Source organism: Comamonas trifloxystrobinivorans, assembly GCF_043359985.1.
Lineage (GTDB): Bacteria > Pseudomonadota > Gammaproteobacteria > Burkholderiales > Burkholderiaceae_C > Comamonas > Comamonas trifloxystrobinivorans.
The window spans coordinates 130,671-153,258 of the sequence record NZ_JBHZGV010000012.1; the positions used below are offsets into that span (position 1 = coordinate 130,671).

21 protein-coding genes are annotated in these 22,588 nt (G+C 63.5%); 8 read left to right on the top strand and 13 right to left on the bottom strand.

Features of this window, described 5'->3' with window-relative positions; all coding sequences use genetic code 11:
• Positions 1-33 precede the first annotated feature (33 nt).
• A complete protein-coding gene (locus ACFIQF_RS16060) occupies positions 34-564 on the top strand; it encodes a YcxB family protein (protein ID WP_393944388.1) in 531 nt (176 codons plus the stop codon).
• On the opposite strand, the gene ACFIQF_RS16065 is transcribed toward ACFIQF_RS16060, so the two are convergent.
• From ACFIQF_RS16065 to ACFIQF_RS16080, 4 genes are read right to left on the bottom strand one after another with little or no spacing between them, the layout of a single operon-like run.
• Complete coding sequence (locus ACFIQF_RS16065) at positions 561-1,079, bottom strand: hypothetical protein (protein ID WP_393944389.1); 519 nt, start codon at positions 1,077-1,079, stop codon at positions 561-563. The genes ACFIQF_RS16060 and ACFIQF_RS16065 overlap by 4 nt on opposite strands.
• 24 nt (positions 1,080-1,103) lie before the next feature.
• A complete protein-coding gene (locus tag ACFIQF_RS16070) occupies positions 1,104-1,904 on the bottom strand; it encodes an SPOR domain-containing protein (RefSeq protein ID WP_393944391.1) in 801 nt (266 codons plus the stop codon).
• A gap of 28 nt (positions 1,905-1,932) precedes the next feature.
• Positions 1,933-2,784, bottom strand: coding sequence for a biotin--[acetyl-CoA-carboxylase] ligase (locus ACFIQF_RS16075; protein WP_393944392.1), 852 nt, complete (start codon positions 2,782-2,784; stop codon positions 1,933-1,935).
• On the bottom strand, positions 2,781-3,452 hold the full coding sequence (locus ACFIQF_RS16080; RefSeq protein ID WP_393944394.1) for an SET domain-containing protein: 672 nt from the start codon (positions 3,450-3,452) through the stop codon (positions 2,781-2,783). The genes ACFIQF_RS16075 and ACFIQF_RS16080 overlap by 4 nt, the downstream gene beginning before the upstream one ends.
• A gap of 149 nt (positions 3,453-3,601) precedes the next feature.
• Here ACFIQF_RS16080 and ACFIQF_RS16085 point away from each other — a divergent pair, with 149 nt between their 5' ends.
• The 3 genes from ACFIQF_RS16085 to ACFIQF_RS16095 all read left to right on the top strand — a co-directional run bounded on the left by ACFIQF_RS16085 (position 3,602) and on the right by ACFIQF_RS16095 (position 7,792).
• Entirely contained in the window at positions 3,602-6,538 is a 2,937-nt protein-coding gene (locus tag ACFIQF_RS16085; protein ID WP_393944395.1) for a DNA topoisomerase III, read from the top strand.
• 6 nt (positions 6,539-6,544) lie between these two features.
• On the top strand, positions 6,545-6,901 hold the full coding sequence (locus tag ACFIQF_RS16090) for a DUF4124 domain-containing protein (protein ID WP_393944397.1): 357 nt from the start codon (positions 6,545-6,547) through the stop codon (positions 6,899-6,901).
• Between the two features lie 90 nt (positions 6,902-6,991).
• Complete coding sequence (locus ACFIQF_RS16095) at positions 6,992-7,792, top strand: SDR family NAD(P)-dependent oxidoreductase (protein ID WP_393944399.1); 801 nt, start codon at positions 6,992-6,994, stop codon at positions 7,790-7,792.
• A gap of 51 nt (positions 7,793-7,843) precedes the next feature.
• Here ACFIQF_RS16095 and ACFIQF_RS16100 read toward each other — a convergent pair whose 3' ends face one another.
• Both ACFIQF_RS16100 and ACFIQF_RS16105 read right to left on the bottom strand, forming a co-directional pair.
• Positions 7,844-8,881, bottom strand: coding sequence for a phosphotransferase family protein (locus ACFIQF_RS16100; protein ID WP_393944401.1), 1,038 nt, complete (start codon positions 8,879-8,881; stop codon positions 7,844-7,846).
• Between the two features lie 15 nt (positions 8,882-8,896).
• Positions 8,897-10,123, bottom strand: a complete 1,227-nt coding sequence (locus tag ACFIQF_RS16105) for an acyl-CoA dehydrogenase family protein (protein ID WP_393944403.1) — start codon at positions 10,121-10,123, stop codon at positions 8,897-8,899.
• Positions 10,124-10,277: 154 nt separating this feature from the next.
• On the opposite strand from ACFIQF_RS16105, the gene ACFIQF_RS16110 reads away from it, so the two are divergent.
• Positions 10,278-11,081, top strand: a complete 804-nt coding sequence (locus ACFIQF_RS16110) for a tyrosine-protein phosphatase (protein WP_393944404.1) — start codon at positions 10,278-10,280, stop codon at positions 11,079-11,081.
• A gap of 37 nt (positions 11,082-11,118) precedes the next feature.
• On the top strand, positions 11,119-12,084 hold the full coding sequence (locus ACFIQF_RS16115) for a hypothetical protein (RefSeq protein WP_393944406.1): 966 nt from the start codon (positions 11,119-11,121) through the stop codon (positions 12,082-12,084).
• A gap of 12 nt (positions 12,085-12,096) precedes the next feature.
• Here ACFIQF_RS16115 and bla read toward each other — a convergent pair whose 3' ends face one another.
• Together bla and ACFIQF_RS16125 are read right to left on the bottom strand one after the other, a co-directional pair.
• Entirely contained in the window at positions 12,097-13,008 is a 912-nt protein-coding gene (gene bla / locus ACFIQF_RS16120; RefSeq protein ID WP_393944408.1) for a class A beta-lactamase, read from the bottom strand.
• 189 nt (positions 13,009-13,197) lie between these two features.
• Positions 13,198-13,833: a PadR family transcriptional regulator gene (locus tag ACFIQF_RS16125; protein ID WP_393944410.1), complete on the bottom strand. Its 636-nt coding sequence runs from the start codon at positions 13,831-13,833 to the stop codon at positions 13,198-13,200.
• A gap of 292 nt (positions 13,834-14,125) precedes the next feature.
• Between ACFIQF_RS16125 and ACFIQF_RS16130 the strand changes: the two genes are divergently transcribed.
• On the top strand, positions 14,126-15,922 hold the full coding sequence (locus tag ACFIQF_RS16130; protein WP_393944412.1) for a DEAD/DEAH box helicase: 1,797 nt from the start codon (positions 14,126-14,128) through the stop codon (positions 15,920-15,922).
• A gap of 228 nt (positions 15,923-16,150) precedes the next feature.
• The gene (locus ACFIQF_RS16135) at positions 16,151-16,660 is read left to right on the top strand and encodes a DUF1993 domain-containing protein (protein ID WP_393944414.1); all 510 of its coding nucleotides are present in this window, start codon (positions 16,151-16,153) and stop codon (positions 16,658-16,660) included.
• Positions 16,661-16,699: 39 nt separating this feature from the next.
• On the opposite strand, the gene ACFIQF_RS16140 is transcribed toward ACFIQF_RS16135, so the two are convergent.
• From ACFIQF_RS16140 to ACFIQF_RS16160, 5 genes are all read right to left on the bottom strand, one after another.
• Positions 16,700-17,542: a DUF4261 domain-containing protein gene (locus ACFIQF_RS16140; RefSeq protein WP_393944415.1), complete on the bottom strand. Its 843-nt coding sequence runs from the start codon at positions 17,540-17,542 to the stop codon at positions 16,700-16,702.
• Between the two features lie 75 nt (positions 17,543-17,617).
• Positions 17,618-18,307 carry a YoaK family protein gene (locus tag ACFIQF_RS16145; protein ID WP_393944417.1) on the bottom strand — a complete coding sequence of 230 codons (690 nt, stop codon included), beginning with the start codon at positions 18,305-18,307 and terminating at the stop codon, positions 17,618-17,620.
• Between the two features lie 28 nt (positions 18,308-18,335).
• A complete protein-coding gene (locus tag ACFIQF_RS16150; RefSeq protein ID WP_393944418.1) occupies positions 18,336-19,985 on the bottom strand; it encodes an MFS transporter in 1,650 nt (549 codons plus the stop codon).
• A gap of 4 nt (positions 19,986-19,989) precedes the next feature.
• Positions 19,990-20,388, bottom strand: coding sequence for a DoxX family protein (locus ACFIQF_RS16155; RefSeq protein WP_393944544.1), 399 nt, complete (start codon positions 20,386-20,388; stop codon positions 19,990-19,992).
• A gap of 238 nt (positions 20,389-20,626) precedes the next feature.
• Positions 20,627-22,522, bottom strand: coding sequence for an amidohydrolase (locus ACFIQF_RS16160; RefSeq protein ID WP_393944545.1), 1,896 nt, complete (start codon positions 22,520-22,522; stop codon positions 20,627-20,629).
• Between the last annotated feature and the right edge of the window lie 66 nt (positions 22,523-22,588).

Below are 22,588 nucleotides of genomic sequence, written 5' to 3' on the forward strand. Positions count from 1 at the left end.
TGCCCACTATCGCCGACCACCAAAGTGCCTGCCATGGATCGAATTGAGCGCCGATTCACTCTCTGCCCCGACGACGTACTGGCCAGTATCAGCATCGCCGCCAAGCTTTCGCAACGCATTTTTTCCGCCGGCTGGCCAGGCAAAGCTTTGCTGGTAGTGATTTGGTTGGCACTGGCCTGGTTTTTTTACCAAATCATGGCTTTGTTCGGCGAGCGCCCCGTACCCTTGCACGCCCGATCGCTCGTAGTCAGCCTGGTTCTGCTGGTGGCAGCCGTGCTGGCCCGCAGCTTTTACGCGCAGCGCGCCTACCGCAAAGCGCTGCTAAGCCACGACGGCTGGATGATGGCCGAAACGGCGGTGGAGCTGACACCCGAAGCCTATGCCGGCCACAGCCAGCAAGGAGACTGGCGTATTCCTTGGTCAGCCTTTGACCAGGTGCAAGAAGATACCGAACGCTTTTACTTTGTGCTCAAGCCCAACCTGGTTTTTGTCATGCCCAAGGCGGTGATTGGCAGCGAACAAGAGGTGCAAAGCGTGCGAACGTGGAGCCAGTCAAAGGCCTAGCCCAGCCTGGCCGCCTCACGCACATACGCCACCCAACGCGCCGCCTGCGCCGGGCTGGCGAACGCCGAGCGCGGCAACACCACCGCGTCGACCGCGCTGCTGTAAACCGCCACCACCCAACCGTAATTCACCACCCGAGCCACGCCTGGCCAGCGCAGCAGGTGGTCGTAGGTATTGGTGCTGTCGCGCAGCCCTTCGTTGCTGACAGTGACGGTGTGCTGGCAGAGAACAGCGCGGTTATTGCGACTCGTCAAATAAATGGCATTGAAACCGCATTGCAAGAGCCAGAAAGCCACGTACGCGGCCAGCGCGGCCGCCCCGCTCCACAACAAGGTGGCGCCTTCCGAGCGCAGCCAATAGCCAAAGGCAGCGCCGCACAGCAGCAACAAAGCCTGGGTGACGGGCGAGCACAGCTGGCTCAGGCAGTGGAAAAGCCAGTAGTCGCCAAAGCGCAGCTGGTATTGCAGCCGCTCAGGCAACGGCTCAGCGGGCTGGGCGAGAGTGCTGTTGCTCATGGCTGCCGAAGCTGCTCAACCTGCTCAGGGCTGGCAGGTTTGCAGGTCCTTGCCTTCCATCACATGCCAAGTCTGCACACGTTTTTTGGTGGCGGCATCGAGCTTGGGAAAGCGCACCGTGTAGTTGGTGGTTTCGGGGCGCTCCACCACCACTTTGGCACCGCTCACGCCTTTTTTCGCCATGGTCGCCAGGTGGCGCTCGGCGGCTTCTTCGGTAGAGAAGCGGCCCAGCGAGATACCGGGCTCCAGGCTGGCGATGCGGGCGCGGTCGGTGCTGATCTCCATGGCACGCAGTTCGTTGCGGCGCGTGTCCAGCGCCTCTTGGCTGTTGAACTTGCCCACGTACACCATCCAGCGGCCGCTGGTGGTGTTGGGATCGAGCTTCCAGCTGCCTTCTGGCAACTTGGCCAGTTGCAAGCGCAGCGCCTCTACCTGCTTGCTGTCAAAGCTGCCAGCGACCAGGCATTCTTTTTTCTCGGGCGGCTTTTCGGCGGGTTTTTCTGCCGGTTTCTCGGCCACTTTTTCGGCCGGCCTCTCGGCTTCGGCCGGCTTGCTGGCATCTACAGCCGGCGCAGGTGCCAGTGCAGCAGCCGTTTCCGTGCTGCGAGCGGCTTCGGCGGCTGCGTTCTGGGCCTGCAGCTTTTGCGCTTGTTCCAGCTCTTGCGAGCTCAGGATTTGCAAGGCATCGGGGCGCACTTGCTGCTGCAGGCGCTCGGGCTCGGACGGGTTGTTGGGCGCCCAGCCCAGGCTGCGCAGCATGCCGTGCGAGAAGGCGTAATAGCCGGCATTGGCCAGCAGCAACAGCACGATGGCAAAACGAATCATCCCGACTTCCCTCTTTTTTCTGGTGCGCCTAGGCTTGCGGGCGCACGCTGATTTCCGAGCTGGTGACAGCGACCACGCCGCCCGCCGTCTGCACCTGCAGCGCACCGTCGGCGGCCACACCCTGGGCGGTGCCGGCGCTGCCATCGCTCAAGCTTACCGCACGGCCTGCCAGCGCGTCGCGCTGCGCAAAGCGCTGTTGCAGCGGCGCAAAACCCTGACGGGCAAAGGCTTGCAAGGTGGTAATCAGCGGCGGCACCACCGCTTGCAGTGCCTGCGGTGCGTCCCAGCGGCCATCTACCATCTGCAAGCTGCCGGGCACGGTCGAGAGGCCATCGCCCTCGGGCGCACGCACATTGATGCCGATGCCCACCACCACATAACGCGGCGATTTTTGCGCATCCAAAGCGCCGCCATAAGCGCCGAAAGCCGGCTGACCACCCGGCGCGATAAAGCTGGCAGTCTCCACCAGAATGCCGGCGAGCTTGTGGTCGCCGCTCAGCCACAAATCGTTGGGCCATTTCAGGCCAATGCGCGGCGTGCTGCTGCCTGCCGCCGGCAATTGCGGCTGCAGGCTCTCGGCCACGCTCACGCCCACGGCCAGCGACAGGCCCGACCAATCAGCCGGTGCCAGCGGCAGGCCCAGCGAGAACATCAGCGAATCGCCCACCGCGCTGCGCCAGGGCCGGCCCAGGCGGCCGCGGCCTGCCGTTTGCTGCTCGGCCACCAGCAAGATCGGCTCTTGCCGGCCCTCGCGCGCCCGGCGCATCAGCTCGGTGTTGGTGGAATCGATGCTGGGCACAATCTCGATCGTAAAACCCGGCAGCTGCGGCTCCACCGCTTGCCAGATGGCCTCGGCCGGCCAGCGGATCGGCTCGCTCATGCGCGTGCTCCTGGCTTGCTGGCGGGCTGGGTTTTGGGCTTGGCCGGAGCTTTCGTAGATGGCTTGCTCTTAGTGGCCTTCGTGACTTTGGCTTTTTCAGCCGTTTTGGCTGTGGTGCTGCTGCGTTTTTTGGGCAGCACCGGCTCAGGCAGGTCGGCGCGCGGCAGCTTGGGCTTCCAGCCGCGCTTGGGCGCCAGCATGGTGCCTCGGCATTCGGCCGCGCCGCAACGGCAGCCATAGGCGGCCTTGAGTGCGGGCGTGTAGCGCTCTTCGATCACCAGGCCGTAGTCATAGCCCAGCTCCTCGCCCGCATGGATATTGCGCAAGGCACTGATAAAGATACGGCCGTCAATCTCTTCGGCAAAACAGTTCGGATCGCAGCTGTGGTTGATCCAGCGCGAGCTGTTGCCGCCGTCGCCCCCGTCGATCACATGCTCGCCGTCGAGCTGGAAGAAAAAGGTGTGATTGGGGTTGGCCGGGTCGTGCGGGTGGCGATCCTGGCTTTCTTCGTAGCTGATGCGTTTGCCCGCGTATTCGACAATGATTTCGCCTTCTGCGATATCCTGCAGCGCAAAAACACCCCGGCCGTGCACACCGGAGCGCCGCACCTGCGTGCGGGGACCGGCCCTCCGGCCAGCTGCGGAAATTGGGGGGACATTGCTCGGCATGGAATTTTTCTGCTACTTTAAAAAATAGGCACATGCGCATGCGCACAGGTGCACACGTGTAGGCGCCCGCGCATACGCGTAAAGCGAGCATTGTAGAAGCGCCAGCCCGAGCGTGGGCTGGCAGACCCCAGATTGATGAGAGTGAACCCATGTCCAAGACCCTGGTCATTGCAGAAAAGCCGTCCGTTGCGCAAGACATTGTTCGTGCGCTGACGCCGGTGGCGGGCCAATTTGCCAAGCACGACGATTACTTCGAGTCGGACGGCTATATCGTGACCAGCGCAGTGGGTCACCTGGTGGAGATCCAGGCGCCGGAAGAATTTGACGTCAAACGCGGCAAATGGAGCTTTGCCCACCTGCCGGTGATTCCGCCGTACTTCGAGCTCAAGCCGGTGGACAAGACCAAGACGCGTCTGAACGCCGTCGTCAAGCTGGCCAAGCGCAAAGACGTGACCGCCCTTATCAACGCCTGTGACGCGGGCCGCGAAGGGGAGCTGATCTTCCGCCTGATCGAGCAATACGCCGGCGGCGCCAAGGGCGGCCTGGGCAAGCCAATCTCGCGCCTGTGGCTGCAGTCGATGACGCCGCAAGCCATTCGCGACGGCTTCAACAAGCTGCGCAGCGACAACCAGATGCAGGGCCTGGCCAACGCCGCCCGCAGCCGCTCCGAGGCCGACTGGCTGGTGGGCATCAACGGCACGCGCGCCATGACCGCGTTCAACTCGCGCGATGGCGGCTTCTTCCTGACCACCGTGGGCCGTGTGCAAACGCCTACGCTGTCGCTGGTGGTGGAGCGCGAAGAGAAAATCCGCAAGTTCGTCAGCCGCGATTACTGGGAAATCCATGCCGAGTTCGCCGCCCAGGCCGGCCACTACCCGGCCAAGTGGTTCAACCCGCAGTGGAAGAAGAGCGAAGACGCTGAGGCCAAGGCCGACCGCGTCTGGAACCTGCAGGAAGCCCAAGCCATTGCCGACGCGGTGCGCGGCAAACCGGCCGTGGTCACCGAAGAGAGCAAGCCCACCACGCAGGCCAGCCCGCTGCTGTTCGACCTGACCAGCCTGCAGCGCGAGGCCAACAGCAAGTTCGGCTTCTCGGCCAAAACCACGCTGGCCCTGGCGCAGGCCCTGTACGAACGCCACAAGGCGCTGACTTACCCGCGTACCGATTCGCGCGCGCTGCCCGAAGACTATCTGCCCGTGGCCCGCCAGACTTTCGAGATGCTGGCGCACAGCAATATGCAGCAGCTCGCGCCGTTTGCGCAGCAGGCCATCGGTGCCAACTACATCCGCCCGAACAAGCGTATTTTTGACAACAGCAAGGTCTCGGACCACTTTGCCATCATCCCCACCACGCAGGCGCCGGGCGCGCTGAGCGAGGCCGAGCACAAGCTGTACACGCTGGTGGTGCGCCGCTTCATGGCGGTGTTCTTCCCCAGCGCCGAATACCAGGTCACCACGCGCATCAGCCAGGTCGAGCAGCACCACTTCAAAACCGAAGGCAAGGTACTGGTCAAACCCGGCTGGCTGGCCATTTATGGCAAAGAAGCGGCGCATGAAGTGGAAGACGCCAAGGAAGGCGACAAGGGCCAGAACCTGGTGCCGGTGCAGCCGGGCGAAAAACCGGCGGCCGAACAGGTCGACCCCAAGGGCCTGAAAACCAAGCCGCCCGCCCGCTACTCGGAAGCCACGCTGCTGGGCGCGATGGAAGGCGCCGGCAAGCAGATCGACGACGACGAGCTGCGCGAAGCCATGCAGGAAAAAGGCCTGGGCACGCCAGCCACGCGCGCGGCCATCATCGAAGGCCTGCTGACCGAAAAGTACATGCTGCGCGAAGGCCGCGAGATGATCCCCACGGCCAAGGCTTTCCAGCTGATGACGCTGCTGCGCGGCCTGGAGGTGGAAGAGCTCTCGCGCGCCGACCTGACCGGCGAATGGGAATACAAGCTGGCGCAAATGGAAAAAGGCCAGCTCTCGCGTGAAGCCTTCATGGCCGAGATCCAGGCCATGACCGAGCGCCTGGTGAAAAAAGCCAAGGAATACGACCGCGACACCATTCCGGGCGACTACGCCACCCTGTCGACGCCCTGCCCCAACTGCGGCGGCGTGGTGAAAGAAAACTACCGCCGCTACGCCTGCACCGGTGCCAATGGCGCTGGCGATGGCTGCGGCTTCTCGTTCACCAAATCGCCCGCCGGCCGTACCTTTGAAACCGCCGAGGCCGACCTGCTGCTGCGCGAGCGCAAGATGGGCCCGCTGGACGGCTTCCGCTCCAAGGCCGGCTGGCCGTTTGCCGCCGAAGTGGCGATCGTGCGCGACGAAGACAACAACAACTTCAAGTTCGAGTTCGTCTTTGAAGACAACAAGGACGATGGCGAAACCGGCGAGCTGGTCGACTTTGGCAGCCAGAACACGCTCGGCGCCTGCCCCAAATGCGGTGCACCGGTGTTCGAACACGGCGCCAACTACGTCTGCTCCAAGGCCGTACCCACGGCCCAGCAACCCACACCGAGCTGCGATTTCAAGAGCGGCCAGATCATCTTGCAGCAACCGATCGAGCGCGACCAGATGGCCAAACTGCTGGCCACCGGCAAGACCGATCTGCTCGACAAGTTCGTCTCCAACCGCACGCGCCGCAGCTTCAAGGCTTTCCTGGCCTGGGACAAAGACGCCGGCAAAGTGAACTTCGAGTTCGAGCCGCGCGACAGCAAGTTCCCGGCCCGCAAGACCGCCGCCACCAAGACGGCCACAAAAACGGCAACCAAGACTGCGGCCAAAACCGCCACCAAGGCCGCTGCCAAAACTACCAAGGCCACCAAGACGGCCAGCAAAACCGCCACAGCCAAGGCACCGCGCAAAGTTGCTGCCACCTTGACGCCGAGCCCGGCCCTGGCCGCCGTGATCGGCAGCGAAGCCACCTCGCGCCCCGAAGTCATCAAAAAGCTCTGGGACTACATCAAGGCCAACGGCTTGCAGGACGCCAAGGACAAACGCGCCATCAATGCCGACGCCAAGCTCAAGCCCGTGTTCGGCAAAGACCAGGTCAGCATGTTCGAGCTCGCCGGCATCGTCGGCAAGAACGTCAGCTAAGCGCGCATGTACATCCGCCGCACGCACCGCATCGCCATCGGCATAGCCGTGGTGCTGGCGGTGGCTGCGGGCGTGTACGCCTGGCGCGGCCCGGCCGTTGTGGACGAGGCCAAGGAAGCGGCCAACGCCTTGGTCAAAAAGGCCTCGGCACCACCGCCACCCACGCCCGAAGAGCAGCAACGCAGCCAGGCTCGCCGCGCCGCCCAAGCGCAGGCCGAAGGCAAACCCGCACCTGCGCCCGCGCTGCAACCGCGCAAATGCGTGCAAAACGGCAAGATCACCTACACCGACGAACCCTGCCCCACCGGCAGCCAGGAGCAGATCGTGCCGGAGAATCTGTCTGTGGTGCCGGGCTCCCGCTGAACGCAGGCGGCAACGCGCCCGCGTCCCGAAGGCTGCACACTGCCCTGCGCTGTGTCTGCTATGGTGCTGTGGTTCAAAAAGGATCACGACATGGTTCAGCCAAGAGACAACTCCCCCTCCAGCAAAATCGCCGCCATCACCGGAGGCGGCTCCGGCCTGGGCGCGGCCACCGCTCGCCGCCTGGCGCACGACGGCTACCGCGTAGCGATTCTGGATCTGCAGCTGGAGAACGCGGAGGCCGTGGCCCGGCAATTGAATGCCGACCGGCCCGATTGCGCCCTGGCTCTGCAGCTGAATGTCGCAAACCCGGCTTCGGTCGACGCCGCTTTTACCGCGCTCGAACAGCGCTGGGGCCAAGGGCCCGATGCGCTAGTGAACAGCGCTGGCATCATGCCGGTTGCGCCCGTGCTGGACTGCAGCTACGACATGTTTCGCACAGCCATGGAGGTGAACGTGGGCGGCAGCTTTCTGTGCTCGCAACGCGCAGCACGCGGCATGGCCGAGCGGCGCTTTGGCCGCATCGTCAACCTGGCATCGATCAGCTCGGAGCGCGCAGGTGTGGGCCGTGTCGCCTACGGCACGTCCAAAACGGCGATTGCCGGGCTGACGCGGCAGTTCGCCATGGAACTCGGGCCGCTGGGCATCACCGTCAACGCCATCGCGCCCGGCCCGGTGCTGACCGCGATGACCGAAAAGAACTACACGCCCGAGACCCGGCAAGCCTTCGAGGCCTCGATCCCCGCCCGCCGCATGGGCCGCACCGAGGAAATGGCCGACGCCATTGCTTTTCTGTGCAGCGATGGCGCTGCCTACATCAACGGCGTGATGCTGCCTGTGGATGGCGGCTATCTGGCTGCAGGCATTGCCACCACGGCCGGCCTCAAGGCCTGATCCGCGACACCGCTGCCCAGCGCAAGCGCATGACAGAGCGCACAGAGGTGGCTAGCGCCGGGAAAACGCCAGCGCACACTGCCAACCCAAGTCCGCCAACGGCCCGGCTTTGGCACCCGTAGCTGCGGCGTCTGCGGCGGCGGCGGTGCCATCGGCGGCGCGCTGCGCAATGCCGTACAAAATGGCGGCCATGCGGAACAGGTTAAAGGCCAGGTAGTACTCCCACAGCGTGCCTGGGCTGCGGCCAGTGCGCTGGGCGTATTGCTGCAGGTAGGCGGCTTCGTCCGGAATGCCCAGCGCGACCAGATCGAGGCCGCCAATGCCGCGCCACAGCTCCGGCGGCACGCGCCAGGCCATGCCGTGGTAGGCCAGATCCGCCAGTGGATCACCCAAGGTGGAAAGCTCCCAGTCGAGCACGCCGATCACGCGCGGCTCGCTGGCGTGCCAGATCAGGTTGTCCAAGCGGTAATCGCCGTGCACCAAGGTGGTTTCATCGGCCTCGGGCAAGTGCTGCGGCAACCAGTCGATGAGGCGGCGCATGGCTTCGTTGATCGGTACCGTCAGCTGCTGTGTCTGCTGGCCCCAGCGCTTGACCTGGCGCGCCACATAGCCGCCGTGGCGGCCATAGTCAGCCAGGCCGACGGCTTGCAGATCGACCTGGTGCAGCGCGGCGATGACGCGGTTCATCTCGTCATACAAAGCGGCGCGCTCAGCAGGCGCCAGCCCGGGCAAGGCCGGGTCCATGAAGACGCGGCCAGCCAGAAAATCCATCAGGTAAAACGGCGTGCCCAGCAAGCTCGCATCGGCTTCATAAGCCAACATGGCGGGCACGGGCACCTGGCTGCCGGCCAATGCACGCATTACGCGGTATTCGCGGTCTACCGCATGCGCACCAGCCACCAACTGGCCCGGCGGCTGTTTGCGCAGCACCATTTGGCGCTCGCCCACTTGCAGCCGATAAGTGGGGTTGGATTGGCCGCCGGCCAGCACGCTCACCTGCACCGGCTCGCCTTGCGACAAGCCTGCATTCTTCAAATACGTTTGCAGCGCAAGGCTTATCTGTTGGTGGTTATCAGCTTCTTTTTTCATAGCACTACCGCACTATCAACGAACCATGGGCGGAATGGCGCGGATCGCAGCGGGCACGCCACGCTCGGCATCGGCGTCTTTCTCGGCCGCTTGCACCAGCTTGCGCGCCATGCTGAAGCGGTGCACCTCGCTCGGGCCGTCATAGATGCGGAAGGCGCGCATGTCGGTGAAGATGCGCATCACCGGCGTGTCCATGGTCACGCCCTGGCCGCCCAGCATTTGCACGCAGCGGTCCACCACGCGCCATTCGGCTTCGGAGCAGACGACCTTGGCGCGGCTCGATTCGTAGTTGCCTTGCTCGCCCTGGTCCAGCAACCACGCGGTGTGCCAGATGTGCAGGCGGGCGGTGTGCAGATCCATGTCGTTGTCGGCCAGCATGAAGCCCACGCCTTCATGCGACGACAGCGGTTTGCCGAACGCAGTGCGGCGGCGCGCATAGGCCAGTGCCACATCTTGCGCACGCCGCGCCTGGCCCAGCCAGCGCATGCAGTGCGTCAAGCGCGCAGGCGCCAGCCGCACCTGGGCATAACGGAAGCCCTTGCCGACCTCGCCCAGCACGTCGCTCGCGGGCACGCGCAGGTTGTTGAAGCGCAGCACGCCGTGGCCGCCGGTGAAGCAGGCATCCATCGCGTCCATGCTGCGTTCCAGCACGATTTCCGGGCGGCGCATATCGCTCAAAAACATGGTGGCTGCACCGTCTTCGGTACGCGCCATGATGATCAGGTAATCGGCCCCTTCCGCACCGGTGATGAACCACTTGAGGCCGTTGATGATGTAGTCGTCACCATCGCGCACAGCCGTGGTGGCCAGCGCTGCCGGGTCCGAGCCGGCGCCCGGTGCGGGCTCGGTCATGGCAAAGCAGGAGCGCGTTTCGCCCGCCACCTGCGGGCGCAGCCAGCGCTCTTGCTGCGCGGGCGTGGCCACGGCTTCCATCAAGTGGATATTGCCTTCGTCAGGCGCATGGATGTTGAGCGCCGTCGGGCCCAGCCAGGAATAACCCGCCTCCTCAAACACCACGGCTTTTTCGATGTGGGTGAGCCCCAGGCCGCCCAGTTCTTTCGAGGCATGGGGCGTGAGCAAACCCGCCGCACGCGCCCGGCCTACCAGTTCGCGGCGCAAGGCCTCGCTCGGGCCGTGGCTCGATTGGCGTTCGTCGTTTTCGAGCGGAATCACCTGATCGGCGATGAACTGGCGCGTTTTGTCGCGCAGCGCCACCAATTGCGGAGAGAGAGAAAAGTCCATAGCAGTGCCTTGATTTTCAATGGCTCCGATGTTGCCATGCAGCTTTTGGCAACTGGTCGCTACCGTGACAAGGGGGCGACAAAGCCCGCTGCCTGGCGGCCGGGCGAATCACCTGCAAGACAGGCTCGTCATACATCTAGGCTATAAACCTAGCATGGATACGACCAACCCTGCTCTCGCACCGCACTCGCACCCTTCGGACACTGCTTCCACGCCGTCGCGCCACCTGGCGCTGGCCGGCACCACCAATTTCCGCGACCTTGGCGGCTACCAGGGGCTGGACGGCGGCAAGCTGCGCTGGCGCACGCTGTTCCGCTCAGACCACCTGGCTTTGCTCACCCCCGAGGCGCAACGCACTTTGTTGCAACAACTGCGCGTGGCGCGCAGCGCCGATTTCCGCGGCCAGCGCGAGCAAACGGTAGACCACTACGCCATTGATGGCCTGCAACACCATTCGCTGGCGGTAGAGCCCACCGTGGTGCAGCGCGCCTTCAGCTTGCTGCAGCAAGGCCAAAGCCTGACGGCGGCCGACACGGTTGGCCTGATGCAGCAAACCTACCGCAGCTTTATCCACGACAACTCGGCGCAGTTTGCGCGCTTCTTCCAGATGCTGCTGGCGAGCGACGCGCCGCTGGTCTTCCACTGCACCGCCGGCAAAGACCGCACCGGCTGGGCCGCCACCTTGCTGCTGATGACGCTGGGCGTGCCGCGCGATGTGGTGCTGCACGATTACCTGCTCACTAACGACTACTACCACCGTCCGGCTGAGGCCCGTGCCGCTGCCAGCCACATCCCCGAAGAAGTGCTCAAGGTGCTGTGGACGGTGCAAGAGCCTTTCCTGACCGCCGCGCTCGACCCGGTGCTGCAGCAATACGGCAGCGTGCCCAAGTACGTGGAGCAGGTGCTGGGCGTGGACGCCAAGGCGCAAGCCCAATTGGCCAAGATGTATCTCGAATAAACGGGAACGAAAAACCACCAGCGGGGTCTGTCAGCAGATGAATGCCTGGCCTCTGAACCTTCGCTGGACCCCGCGCAACATCGCCATTGCCGTGGTGTTGCTGGCCGCCGTGCTGCTGTGCTGGCTGCCGGCCTTCAACGCGCTGGCCGACCGCTATGTGGACGACGGGCTCAAGCGCTCGCTGCTCAGCTTTGCCACTGCCCGCGCCTTGCACAGCGCGGTGTCGGTGCTGCAAGGTACAGAACTGGCCGTGCAGCCCATGGGCGTGGGCCTGACGCTGACCTTGGGCCAGGCGCTGGCGCCGATCAACGACTTGATCGCGCAGTTTGCCGACTGGATGCTCTGGGCCAGCATTGCCTTTGGCATGCAAAAACTCTTGCTCTCGATGGGCGGCAGCTACGCCGTCACCGCCGTGGTGAGCCTGGTGGCGCTGGCCTGGTTGGCACTGCATTTGCAGCAACGTGCGCCCGCCTGGCTGAACCGCTTGCTGGTGGTACTGCTTTTTACCCGGCTGGTGATGCCGGTCACCATCATCGGCAGCGAATGGCTGTTCCAGCAGTTTCTGGCCCAGCCCTACCAGCAAAACCAGTTGGCAACCGAGAGCACGGTCAGCCAGCTGCAGCAACTCGACATCAGCGGCGACAAAGCTGCCAACGCCAGCACCAACCCGGCAACGCCGGGTACAGCGACAGTCGACGCGGCAGACCCAGCCACACCCAGCTTGTGGAACCGCTTCAAGCAATGGGGCCAACAAGCCCAGCAAGCGGCCAGCGATGCCGCTACCGGCATGCAAAAACTGGTCACCAACCCGGGAGATACGCTGCGGCAAAAGCTCAGCCAGCTGGAGCGCGAGCTCGATCAGCAGGTAGAGCGCCTGATCACCTTGATCGTGGTGTTTGTGCTGCAAACCATCGTCATCCCGCTGGCGCTGGTGTGGGCGCTGTTGCAGCTGTGCAAAGGTCTGGTGGCCGCGCCGCGGCGTGCCACCAGCACGGCAGTTTGATCGCTTGGCGACTTAACCGAGCGCGGCCCACCACTGGCCAATGGCTGCGCCCACCTTGGCCATGTGCGTATCGTTTTCTTCAAAGCTGCGCTTGCCGCCGGTCAGGTAAGCACTGATCACCAGGCCTTCGGACTGCGCATTGGGCCAGACGATCAAGGTATCGCCCGCCGAGCTGTTGTCGCCCGACCCCGTCTTGCCACCCGCCTTCCAATCGCTGGGCAAACCGGCGCGCACACGCTTGTCGCCCGTGCGGCTGTCCACCAGCCATTGCTGCAGCAAGGCGCGGCCAAAACCCTTGAGCGTGTCGCCCTGCAACAGCGCTTGCCAGGTGGTGTTGATGGCGCGGGGCGTGGTGGTGTCTCGCTCGTCGCCAGCCACTGCGCTGTTCAACGTGGGCTCATTGCGGTCCAGGCGCGTGGTCTGGTCGCCAATCTGGCGCAGCCAGGCGGTCAACGCCGCCGGGCCGCCCGTGGCCTGCAGCAGCACATTGGCTGCCGTGTTGTCGCTTACCACTACGGCAGCTTCGCACAGCTCCAGCAGCGTCATGCCGTCAGGCACACCAACGCGCTTTTCCGTGACCGGCGAATATGTCACCACATCGGCTGCCGCAATGGTGGCGTGCAGGCCGAGATCGACCGAGCCTTCCTGCGCCATATGCAGCACGCGCGCGGCCAGCAGCGTTTTGAAGGTGCTGCACATGGGAAAGCGCTCGTCGGCGCGGTAACCGGTGGAGCCACCGGATTCGGCATCGAACACATACACACCCAGACGGCCACCGCTTTGCGCCTCGATCAAGGCCAAGGCCTTGTGAAAAGCGCGGTCCGCCTTGGGATGCGCGGCCTGGCGCGAGGCACAACCGCCCAGGCCCAGCGCTGCGCTGGTGCCCAGAACAAAAGAGGAGGCTACAAAATGACGTCGCTGCATATCGGTACGGATTGTTAGCTGTTGGAGTGGGTACGAGATGGCTGAGCATACCGTGAGCCAACAAGGCCTGCGCCAAGGCTGAGCAAATCCTGCTTGCTCCTCGTCACAACCTGGCATGCCCAGCGCCCCAAAAAACAGGCCGCGCCCCAAAGAACGCGGCCAGCCACAGCATGAAGAAAGCAGACGCAGTTACAGCTTCTCGATCTTCAGCGCTGTCTCGTCCAGCAAAGCAGCGATTTGTGCCACCTGCTCATCGCTCAGCTCGGCGGCATCGAGCTTCAAGCGCAGCGCCAGCTTGAAGTTCTCGAGCGCACGCACCAAAGATGCGGGGCGCTGGCGCGCTTCTCGGTCTTTGCCCTTGGCCAGGCGCGCCAGCAGCAGTTGCAGCGAATCGGCCTGCTCAGCCAAAGCCTGCTGGCCTTCGGCGGTGATGGTGTACTGCTTGCGCCCACCTTCTGAATCGGTGGCCGTGGCATGGCCCATGTCGACCAGATAGCTCAAGGTCGGGTAAATCGTTCCTGGGCTGGGTTGGTAATCGCCGCCAACCAGCTCGCTGACCGCGCGAATCACGTCGTAGCCATGGCTCGGCTGCTGGCCAATCAGGTGCAGCGCCAGCAGCTTCAAGCCGCCGGCTTCGAACATACGCTCGCGCTTGTGGGCACGGTGGCGCTCAGCGTCCGGACCGTGGCCGTGGCCACGCGGGCCGCCGCGACCAGGGCCGCCGTCATGGCGCGGACCACGGCCGGGCCCGCCTTCGTCGCCAAAGCGCTCGCCGCGGGGGCCGTGTGGATGGTGGTGGTGGAAGTGGTGATGGGGATGAGGCATGGTGGATATCCTTTACTAAGATGCATCTAAGATATATCTTAATTACAAGGATTTCAAGGACTGATTTGTAAAGAGGGCGTGAAGGTGGGTAGTCAGAGTAGGTCGTATCAAATTTGATAGCTGGCGGTGCTTTCCGAGAAGAGACCACAGGCAGGAAACACACCGTGTCGGCCATTCTTTGAAGCCTCATACCGGCATCACGCCTTCTGCACCAAGATACGCCCTACGTCAGCCCAACAGTTCAAGCTATAGTTACATTCCAGATACAAATCACAAAATCAAAGGGGATGGAATGGCGGTGTTGATACCCGCGCTGAGCACTTGTTTGCCACGCATGACCAGTGGCGAAAAGCGCCTGGCCGAGCGCTTGCAGCAAAAGCTGGAAGACGACTACCTGTTGTGGTGGGACGTGCCCGTGGGGCCATTACAGACACGGCCCGACTTCGTCGTGATCCACCCACGCCGGGGCGCGCTGATCCTGGAAACCAAGGATTGGCGCCTGGACACCATCCGCAGCGCCACGCCGCAACGGTTTGAGATCATCCCCGACGGCAAGGTCACCGTCACCATCAACCCGCTTGCGCAGGCTCGCCATGGAGCCATTCAAGTTGTCAACGCTCTGGAGCGCGATCCGCAGCTGGTGCAGGCCGATGGTCCGCACCAAGGCAAGCTCGCCTTTCCATGGGGCCACGGCGTGGTGTTCACCCGCATCACCCGCAAGCAGTTTGAGAGTGCCGGCCTGGGCGAAGCCATCCCTGCCCATCTGGTGATTTGCCAGGACGAGATGCTGGAAGACGCCGATCCGGAAGCCTTCCAGCAGCGGCTGTGGGCCATGTTCCCGTACAGCTTCAAGCACGCCATCACCCTGCCCCAGCTCGACCGCATCCGCTGGCAGCTCTTCCCCGAAGTGCGCGTGCCCCAACAGCAAACCCTGTTTGGCGAAAACAGCGCACCCGACGACGACGCACTACCCGACATCATGCGCGTGATGGACTTGCAGCAAGAGCAGCTCGCCCGCAGCCTGGGCGACGGCCACCGCGTCATCCACGGTGTGGCAGGCTCGGGCAAAACCATGATTCTGGGCTACCGCGCCGAGCATCTGGCGCAAACCCAGGGCCCCGGCAGCAAGCCGATTCTGGTGCTGTGCTACAACGAGCCGCTGGCCGTCAAGCTGGCGTCCACCATGGCGGCCAAGGGCCTGGAAGACCGCGTGCATGTGCGCCATTTTCACAAATGGAGCCGCGAGCAACTCGTCACCTACAACCTGCTGCCGACTGGCACCCAAAACTGGCCCGTCGGCAAGCTGATGGAAGAGTTTGTGCAGCGCGTCATCAAAGGGGTGGACGACAAACACATCCCCGCAGGCCAATACCATGCCATCCTCATCGACGAAGGCCACGACTTTGCCCCCGAGTGGCTCAAGCTCGTCACACAGATGGTCGATCCCACTACCAACAGCTTGCTGCTGCTCTACGACGACGCCCAAAGCATTTACGACCGGGGTCAGAAGCGCAACTTCAGCCTCAAGAGCGTGGGCATCCAGGCCTCGGGGCGCACCACCATTCTCAAAATCAACTACCGCAACACACGTCAGATTTTGCAGATGGCCCACCGCATGGCAGGTGACCTGCTCTCGCCCGAGGATGCCAAAGACGACGACAGCATTCCGCTGCTCAAGCCCATGAGCTGCGGCCGCGAAGGACCCGAGCCCATCGTCATCGACCTGCCCACCCTGCCCGAGCGCGCCGCCCGCGTGGCAGATTTGCTGGCCGACCAGCACGCCCAGGGCCATGCCTGGGGTGAAATGGCCGTGCTATGCCGCCATTACGATGAAATGAACGCCTGCGCCGAAGCCTTGCGCCGCAAAGGCCTGCCGCACAACGTGCGCAAAAAATCCGGCCAGTTCCAGCCAGCCCGAGATGTGATTCAGGTGATGAGCATGCACGCCAGCAAGGGGCTGGAATGGCCTGTGGTGGCGGTGATGCGCAACCCCACGCCAACGGAGGACGAGCAAGCCGATCCGGCGCTCGAAGCCCGGTTGGTCTATGTGGCATCCACCCGCGCCACCCACCATTTGCTGCAGGTGTAAGCCCAGTGCAGAGGGCCAGCCGTCCTGCATCAGCCGCCCCGCACCACCAATAAGCCCACAGCTCCAAAGCGCATCGCCGTAATTGCACAAGCTCGGGTTACAGTGGCCAGCGGCGGCGCCCGTGCGGGCCAGGCTTACGCCTTGAGCGCAGCGCGCCTTGTTCACTACCTGCAAGCCTGCGCCACGCGCGTTAGTTGCTTGCCGGCTCACCCCCACAGGATCACCACCATGAGCAGTGCGATGTACACCCACTCGGTTCCCGTTTTGAAGCAGATGCTGTCGGCTTTGCAGGCCATTCTCAAGCAGGCCAGCGAATACGCGACGGCCAAGTCGATCGAGCCAGATGCCTTGCTGCAAGCGCGGCTGGCGCCCGATATGTTTCCGCTGGTCAAGCAGGTGCAGATTGCCTGCGATTTTTCGCGCGGCATTGCTGCGCGCTTGGCGGGGGTAGAGGTGCCCACCTTTGGCAGTGATGAAAAGAGCTTTGCCGACCTGGATGCATTGATCAGCAAAACCTTGGCTTTTTTGGACAGCGTGAACCCGTCGCAGTTTGACGGCAAGGAGTCTGCCGAGATCGTTTTACGCCCTGGCACGCCCAAAGAGAAAAAGCTGAGCGGCAGCGCCTATCTGGTGCACTACGGTTTGCCGCAGTTCTTCTTCCACGTAACCACGGCCTACGATTTGCTGCGCCACAACGGTTTGCCGATTGGCAAGCGCGATTACATGGGCGTGTACTGATCCCGCGCGTGATCCCGCGTGCAGCGGGCTGGTGAGCCGCTACCGGTTGCCCGCTGCCAGCCCCGCGCCCGGGTTCACATCCAGCACCAGCCGCTCGGGCGGCACCAGCGCATCTTCGTGCTGGCAGGGCCATTTGCTTTGGCCGTCGATGCTGGGCAAGGTGTGGCCGTCTTCGATCACGTCGCCGTTTTGCACCAGGTAGACGCCTGCATTGAAGAGATACGGTGAGACTGCGCCCGGGTCTAGTTGCAGGAAATGGCATTGCACATCGGGCACACCAAAAGCGGCGCCGCCCAAGGTATCCATCAGCATTTCGCCGGGCCGGTTGCTGATATTGAAGAAGCGCACATTCAGCACGCCGTAGTAGATAAAGCCTTCGGCGTGCGCTTCGATGTAGCGCGCCGGGTTGATCAGACAGCCAGCATTGCTTTGGCTGATGGCGGTGACGCCGCCGTTCTCGATCAGCACATGCATCACGGCTTGCAAAATCTCCAGCCGCTCCTCAGTCTCCAAACCACGGCCCATGAATTCGCTCACCAGCACGCAGTGGCGGCACTGCGCCAGCGCGGATTCTTTCTCTGGCCAATCCCAGGTCTGCTGCAATGCCTCGGCGTAGTCACTCGGGGTGCAGGGCTTGTCGGCGTGCAAGATGGCGATCTCGCTGGGTATGCCTTTTTTGTCGCTGTAATCCACCGTGTAGTCGCGCAGCGCCAGCAAGATGGTGTCGCCGTCCATCAGCAAATCCACCTCGCCCAGGCGCTCAGCCAACGCGGCGCGCAAGCGTTCGCCATCCAGCTGCGGCGCCTGCACATACAAAGCCTCAAAAGACCACATGTCAGGAGCCATGCGCGGCTCGCTCTGCTCGTCGTCGCTATTGGCCATACGCCACCTCAAGTAGTTGCTGATGGAGCATCTTGCCATGCCCATGCTGTAAGTCGAAGCCCGGCAAACATCCCCTCAAGCCGTAGAAACACCCGCCGCAGGCAGCCAGTTGAGCGACAGCAAGGCCAGCACCGGCGGCAGCGCGAAGCACCACATGCCCAGCCACAGGTAGGCCAGTGCCGCCAGCGCACAGCCCGAGGCGAAGTACAGGATGGAGGGCACCATTTTGCGCAGCCGCGCCAGGGCCGCGCTGCGTGCCTCGCCCTGCACGTTTTTCAGCAGATCAGCCAAGTCCAGCATCACCTGCGTGGTGTTGCCGGTCATCAAGGTGGAAGGCGGCAGTTGCGACAAATGCATGCGGTGCATGGCGTTTTGCACGGCCATGGCGCAGACCATGCTCATGCCGGCTACAAAGGCCAGCGGCGCATCGGCATTGCGAAACGGGCCGAAGCCGATCATCAAAGCCGCTGCCAGCACCAACAACAAGATTTTGGCCACCACCAAGCTGTAGAGCGGCGGGCGTTGGCGCGCTACCAGTGCATTGCTGGCCATGCGCGAAAGCACTACGGCCGCGCAAAAAACCGGCAGCGCCGCCAGCTTGGACAGCGCGCCTTCGCTGCCGTGGTGCACCAGCGATGCGCCCAGCGTCACAAAGTTGCCGGTGACATGCGCCGTGAACAAGCCGCCCAGAGCCAGAAAGCCCGCCGTATCGACATAGCCGGCGTTGAAGCCCAGCATGCGGGACAGCGTTTTCTGGGCATCCATGGCGGCTCCTTGCTAGGTGGGTGCGGGCTTAGATTTTGCCCTGCGCCGGGTGGTTGATGGCCAGGTAGTGCTTGACCACGGGCGGCTCGCTGCCGCTGTGGTACTGCAGCACATCGGCCTGCACATCGGCATCATGGTGTGTCACGCGCTTGTGCTGGCGCAGATGCTCGGCCCAAGATTCGACCTGGAACCACTCGACGAAGGTGTTGTGCGCAGCCGCATCCTGCACCACGCCCCAGGCGTATGCGCCGTCGCGGCGGCGCTCGGCCGACAAACGCGCCAGCGCTTTCAAAAATGCCTCTTGCTGCGCGTGCTCCACGTGGTAGGTGATCTGGATCATCACCGGGCCGCGGTCATTGTCCACCTCGGTTTCCAGCAAGGGTTCGGGCCAGTGGTTCGAAGGCGCCAGATCAGCCTCGCCTTCGGGCAGCTTGATGCGGTGCGCGATCAGGCCCATCACCACCAGGCCGGCAGCACCCGCCAGCAGCGTGTAAGGCACGCCAATCGCCTTGGCCGTGAAGCCCCAGCTCAGGCTGCCGAATGTCATGGCGCCGTTGAACACCGTCAAATAAACGGCCAGCGCGCGGCCGCGCACCCAGTTGGGCAAAATCGCTTGCGCCACACCGTTCATCGTGGTCAGCGCCGTGATCCAGGCCGTGCCCAGCAGCAGCAAGGCCACCACGGCCATCCACTGCGCAGGGCCGATCGACAAGAAGGCCATGACGGCCGCTGTGACGATGGCAGCCAGCAGCAGCAAGCCATCCGACGAGAGCTTGCTGCGCAGCTTGGGCAGCAAGAATGCGCCGCCAATAGCGCCCACGCCCACAGCACCCAACAGCACGCCATAAAAGCCCGCGCCGCCGCCCAGCAGTTGGCGCGCCACCAACGGCAGCAAGGCCCAGACCGAGCTGGCCAGTGCAAAGAACAGAAAGGCGCGCAGCAGCACCACATGCAGCTCACGGCTGGCAAAGGCGTAACGCAGGCCGGCGCGGAAGGCACCGGCGAAGCGCTCGGTCAGATCGTCCTGCTCGGCCTTGGGGCGCGGCCACCACAGTAGCGCAGCAATCACGAAAACATAGCTGATGACATCGACGCCATAGGTGACCGAAGCGCCCATGCCTGCCAGCACAATGCCGCCCAGCGCCGGGCCAATGGCGCGGGAGATGTTGATGCCCAGCGAGTTGAGCGCCACGGCAGATTTGAGGTCTTTTTTGCCCACCAGCTCAGGCACGATGGCCTGCCAGGTGGGGCCCATCAGCGCCGCGCCAATGCCGCCCAAGAACGTGAGCGCGATCAGCGAGAACACAGTCTGCATGCCCATGGCCGACAGCGTCATCAAGCTGATGCTGACACTGGCCAGCAGCAGCTGGATGCAGATCAGAAACTTGCGGCGGTCCAGAATATCGGACAGCACACCGGCAGGTATCGCCAGCAAAAACGCCGGAGCAGAAGCCGCCGCCTGCACCAGCGCCACGGCGGTGGGCGATGGCGAGAGGTCGGTCATGATCCAGGAGCTGGCCACGTCGCGCACAAAGCTGCCGGTGTTGCCGATGACGGTGGCCACCCACAACACGGCAAACAGCTTTTGCTTGAGCGGCGCAAAGCTGCCGCTGGCTTCGTTGGCGGCAGTAGCCGCAGGTGGCGGTGTGGGGTTGGGGGCGTTGGTCGATGCGTTCATGCGTTCAAGGTTTTTTCTGCAGATCCAGCCAGGCCACCAGCAAAAAGCCGCCGATCAGGCCCAGATGTTCATAAAAAGAATTGGCCGCGCCAAAGCGCGCTGGGCCTGCAGGCAGCTCCCAGTAACGCAGCGCGAGAAAAGTCGCCATCAAGGTAAAAGCTGCCAAGGCCAGCGCGCCCAGCCAGCGCAGCTTGCCCGTCAAAATCATCGCGGATGCGCCCAGCTCCAGCACGATGACCAGCACGGCAAATACGGGTGCGGGCGACAAGCCGAAGTGCGTCATCTCGCCAATCGCGCCATTGAAATCGGTCAGCTTGTTAAAGCCGCCCTGCAGGTAAGCCGCGCACAGCCCCAGATACGCCAGCCAGCGAATCGCCTCACTGCCAAAAACAGGCCTCGCCATGTTGGCGAGGCGGTTTGAAAAGCTACTGGACGAGGTATTCATTGGTCTTCTCCCATCAATCTACCTACGCAAAAAGCACGGCCTCAAAAACGGGCGCGACCTAAGGCCAGGGACACCGAGGAAGAGCCGCCTCGCACCGATGGTGTCGCCGGCTGCCCGTATGCCCCCCCTCCCGCGAAGCAGAGAGGGGGAAGCGGCGGGGCCGCCTAGGCCAAGCGGCTCAGAGGGTGAAGCTAGCTCACATCCAGCAAGAGCAACCCAGCGCGCCAAAGAAGCTCTTCGGATCAGACGTCGGCACGCTCGATGCCCAAGCGCTGGCGTGCTGGTGGCCGTGCATGCCGCAGCTGGTGCCGCAGCCGCAGGCGGCGGCCAGGTTGCGGTAGTTCAGCGGTTGCAGCGAGTTTTTGCCTGCGCCTTCGGGCTCGCCCCAGGCGGCAAAACCACCGTAGCGGCGCACGGGTGACCAATCGGGCATGGCGGGCGGCACCGGGTTGTCGTCGTGCTGCTGGAAGCTGCCCGAACCAAACACCACGCGGCCGCCGACCACGGTCATGTCCGAGGTGAGGAAGGAGATGTCGTCCTCGGGCACCTGGAAGTAGTCTTTGTTCGGCACGATCAGATCGGCAAACTGGCCTACTTGGATGCGGCCACGCTTGTCCACCTCGTTGCTGAACCAGGCGACGTTTTCGGTCCACATGCGCAGCGCGGTTTCGCGGTCGAGCAGGTTGCGCTCGGGGTACATCTTGGTGCCGCCGACGGTTTTGCCGGTGACCATCCACGAGATCGACACCCAAGGGTTGTACGAGGCCACGCGTGTGGCGTCAGTACCGGCCGACACCTTGACGCCTTTTTCCAGAATCTTCTTGATCGGCGGCGTGGCCTCGGTGGCCTTGGCACCGTAACGCTCGATAAAGTACTCGCCCTGGTAGGCCATGCGGTGCTGCACGGCAATGCCGCCGCCGAGCGCAGCAATGCGGTCGATGGATTTGTCGGAGATGGTTTCGGCGTGGTCGAAGAACCAGTTCAGGCCGTTGATGGGCGACTCCCGGTGCACCTTCTCGAACACATCGAGCGCGCGGCTGATGGTTTCGTCGTAGGTGGCGTGCAAGCGCCAAGGCCATTTGTTCTGCACCAGCACGCGCACCACTTCTTCCAGATCGCCTTCCATGTTGGGTGGCATGTCGGGGCGCGGCTGGCGGAAGTCTTCAAAGTCGGCCGCCGAATACACCAGCATTTCGCCCGCGCCGTTGTGGCGGAAGTAGTCGTTGCCTTGCTTGTATTTGACGCTTTGCGTCCAGGCCAGAAAGTCTTCTTTTTCTTTCTTGGGCTTTTGCGTGAACAGGTTGTAGGCCAGGCGCACGGTGATCTGGCCGTCCTTGTCGAGCTGCTCGATGACTTTGTAGTCGTCCGGGTAGTTTTGCGAACCGCCACCGGCATCAATCACGCCTGTTACGCCCAGGCGGTTGAGCTCGCGCATGAAGTGGCGCGTGGAGTTGAGCTGGTAGTCAAACGGCAGCTTGGGGCCCAGCGCCAGCGTGTTGTACAAAATGGTGGCATTGGGTTTGGCCACCAACAGGCCAATCGGGTTGCCATTGGAATCGCGCACGATCTCGCCGCCAGGTGGTTCGGGCGTGTCTTTGTTGTAGCCCACAGCGCGCAGAGCGGCCGCATTGAGCAAGGCGCGGTCATACAGATGCAGCAGAAACACCGGTGTATCGGGCGCCACGGCGTTGATTTCTTCCAGCGTGGGCAAGCGCTTTTCCACAAACTGGTGCTCGGTAAAACCGCCCACCACACGCACCCATTGCGGCGCTGGCGTGTTGGCGACCTGGGCTTTGAGCATGGACATGGCATCGGCCAGCGAGCGCACGCCGTCCCAGCGCAGCTCCAGGTTGTAGTTGAGGCCGCCGCGGATCACGTGGGTGTGGTTGTCGCACAGGCCGGGCAGCACGCTGCGTTTTTGCAGATCGATCTTGCGCGTGCCGCTGCCGGCCAGGGCCAGCACCTCGGCGTCGGTGCCGACGGCGATGAACTTGCCGTCCTTCACCGCCACCGCATTGGCGCGGGGCTGGCTTTTGTTCAAGGTGGTGATCTGGCCATTGTGAAAAATGACATCAGGTGTGGCATTGGACATGGGTGTTCCTTGCGAAGAGTTGGATGTCGAACTGCAACCCATCAGCCCGCCGGCAGCCAGGCCGGC

What these genes read in the sequence shown, in the direction of transcription:
- ACFIQF_RS16060 (WP_393944388.1), top strand. Translation starts at nt 34, where the DNA reads ATGGATCGAATTGAGCGCCGATTCACTCTCTGCCCCGACGACGTACTG.
- ACFIQF_RS16065 (WP_393944389.1), bottom strand. Translation starts at nt 1,079, where the DNA reads ATGAGCAACAGCACTCTCGCCCAGCCCGCTGAGCCGTTGCCTGAGCGG.
- ACFIQF_RS16070 (WP_393944391.1), bottom strand. Translation starts at nt 1,904, where the DNA reads ATGATTCGTTTTGCCATCGTGCTGTTGCTGCTGGCCAATGCCGGCTAT.
- ACFIQF_RS16075 (WP_393944392.1), bottom strand. Translation starts at nt 2,784, where the DNA reads ATGAGCGAGCCGATCCGCTGGCCGGCCGAGGCCATCTGGCAAGCGGTG.
- ACFIQF_RS16080 (WP_393944394.1), bottom strand. Translation starts at nt 3,452, where the DNA reads ATGCCGAGCAATGTCCCCCCAATTTCCGCAGCTGGCCGGAGGGCCGGT.
- ACFIQF_RS16085 (WP_393944395.1), top strand. Translation starts at nt 3,602, where the DNA reads ATGTCCAAGACCCTGGTCATTGCAGAAAAGCCGTCCGTTGCGCAAGAC.
- ACFIQF_RS16090 (WP_393944397.1), top strand. Translation starts at nt 6,545, where the DNA reads ATGTACATCCGCCGCACGCACCGCATCGCCATCGGCATAGCCGTGGTG.
- ACFIQF_RS16095 (WP_393944399.1), top strand. Translation starts at nt 6,992, where the DNA reads ATGGTTCAGCCAAGAGACAACTCCCCCTCCAGCAAAATCGCCGCCATC.
- ACFIQF_RS16100 (WP_393944401.1), bottom strand. Translation starts at nt 8,881, where the DNA reads ATGAAAAAAGAAGCTGATAACCACCAACAGATAAGCCTTGCGCTGCAA.
- ACFIQF_RS16105 (WP_393944403.1), bottom strand. Translation starts at nt 10,123, where the DNA reads ATGGACTTTTCTCTCTCTCCGCAATTGGTGGCGCTGCGCGACAAAACG.
- ACFIQF_RS16110 (WP_393944404.1), top strand. Translation starts at nt 10,278, where the DNA reads ATGGATACGACCAACCCTGCTCTCGCACCGCACTCGCACCCTTCGGAC.
- ACFIQF_RS16115 (WP_393944406.1), top strand. Translation starts at nt 11,119, where the DNA reads ATGAATGCCTGGCCTCTGAACCTTCGCTGGACCCCGCGCAACATCGCC.
- bla (WP_393944408.1), bottom strand. Translation starts at nt 13,008, where the DNA reads ATGCAGCGACGTCATTTTGTAGCCTCCTCTTTTGTTCTGGGCACCAGC.
- ACFIQF_RS16125 (WP_393944410.1), bottom strand. Translation starts at nt 13,833, where the DNA reads ATGCCTCATCCCCATCACCACTTCCACCACCACCATCCACACGGCCCC.
- ACFIQF_RS16130 (WP_393944412.1), top strand. Translation starts at nt 14,126, where the DNA reads ATGGCGGTGTTGATACCCGCGCTGAGCACTTGTTTGCCACGCATGACC.
- ACFIQF_RS16135 (WP_393944414.1), top strand. Translation starts at nt 16,151, where the DNA reads ATGAGCAGTGCGATGTACACCCACTCGGTTCCCGTTTTGAAGCAGATG.
- ACFIQF_RS16140 (WP_393944415.1), bottom strand. Translation starts at nt 17,542, where the DNA reads ATGGCCAATAGCGACGACGAGCAGAGCGAGCCGCGCATGGCTCCTGAC.
- ACFIQF_RS16145 (WP_393944417.1), bottom strand. Translation starts at nt 18,307, where the DNA reads ATGGATGCCCAGAAAACGCTGTCCCGCATGCTGGGCTTCAACGCCGGC.
- ACFIQF_RS16150 (WP_393944418.1), bottom strand. Translation starts at nt 19,985, where the DNA reads ATGAACGCATCGACCAACGCCCCCAACCCCACACCGCCACCTGCGGCT.
- ACFIQF_RS16155 (WP_393944544.1), bottom strand. Translation starts at nt 20,388, where the DNA reads ATGGCGAGGCCTGTTTTTGGCAGTGAGGCGATTCGCTGGCTGGCGTAT.
- ACFIQF_RS16160 (WP_393944545.1), bottom strand. Translation starts at nt 22,522, where the DNA reads ATGTCCAATGCCACACCTGATGTCATTTTTCACAATGGCCAGATCACC.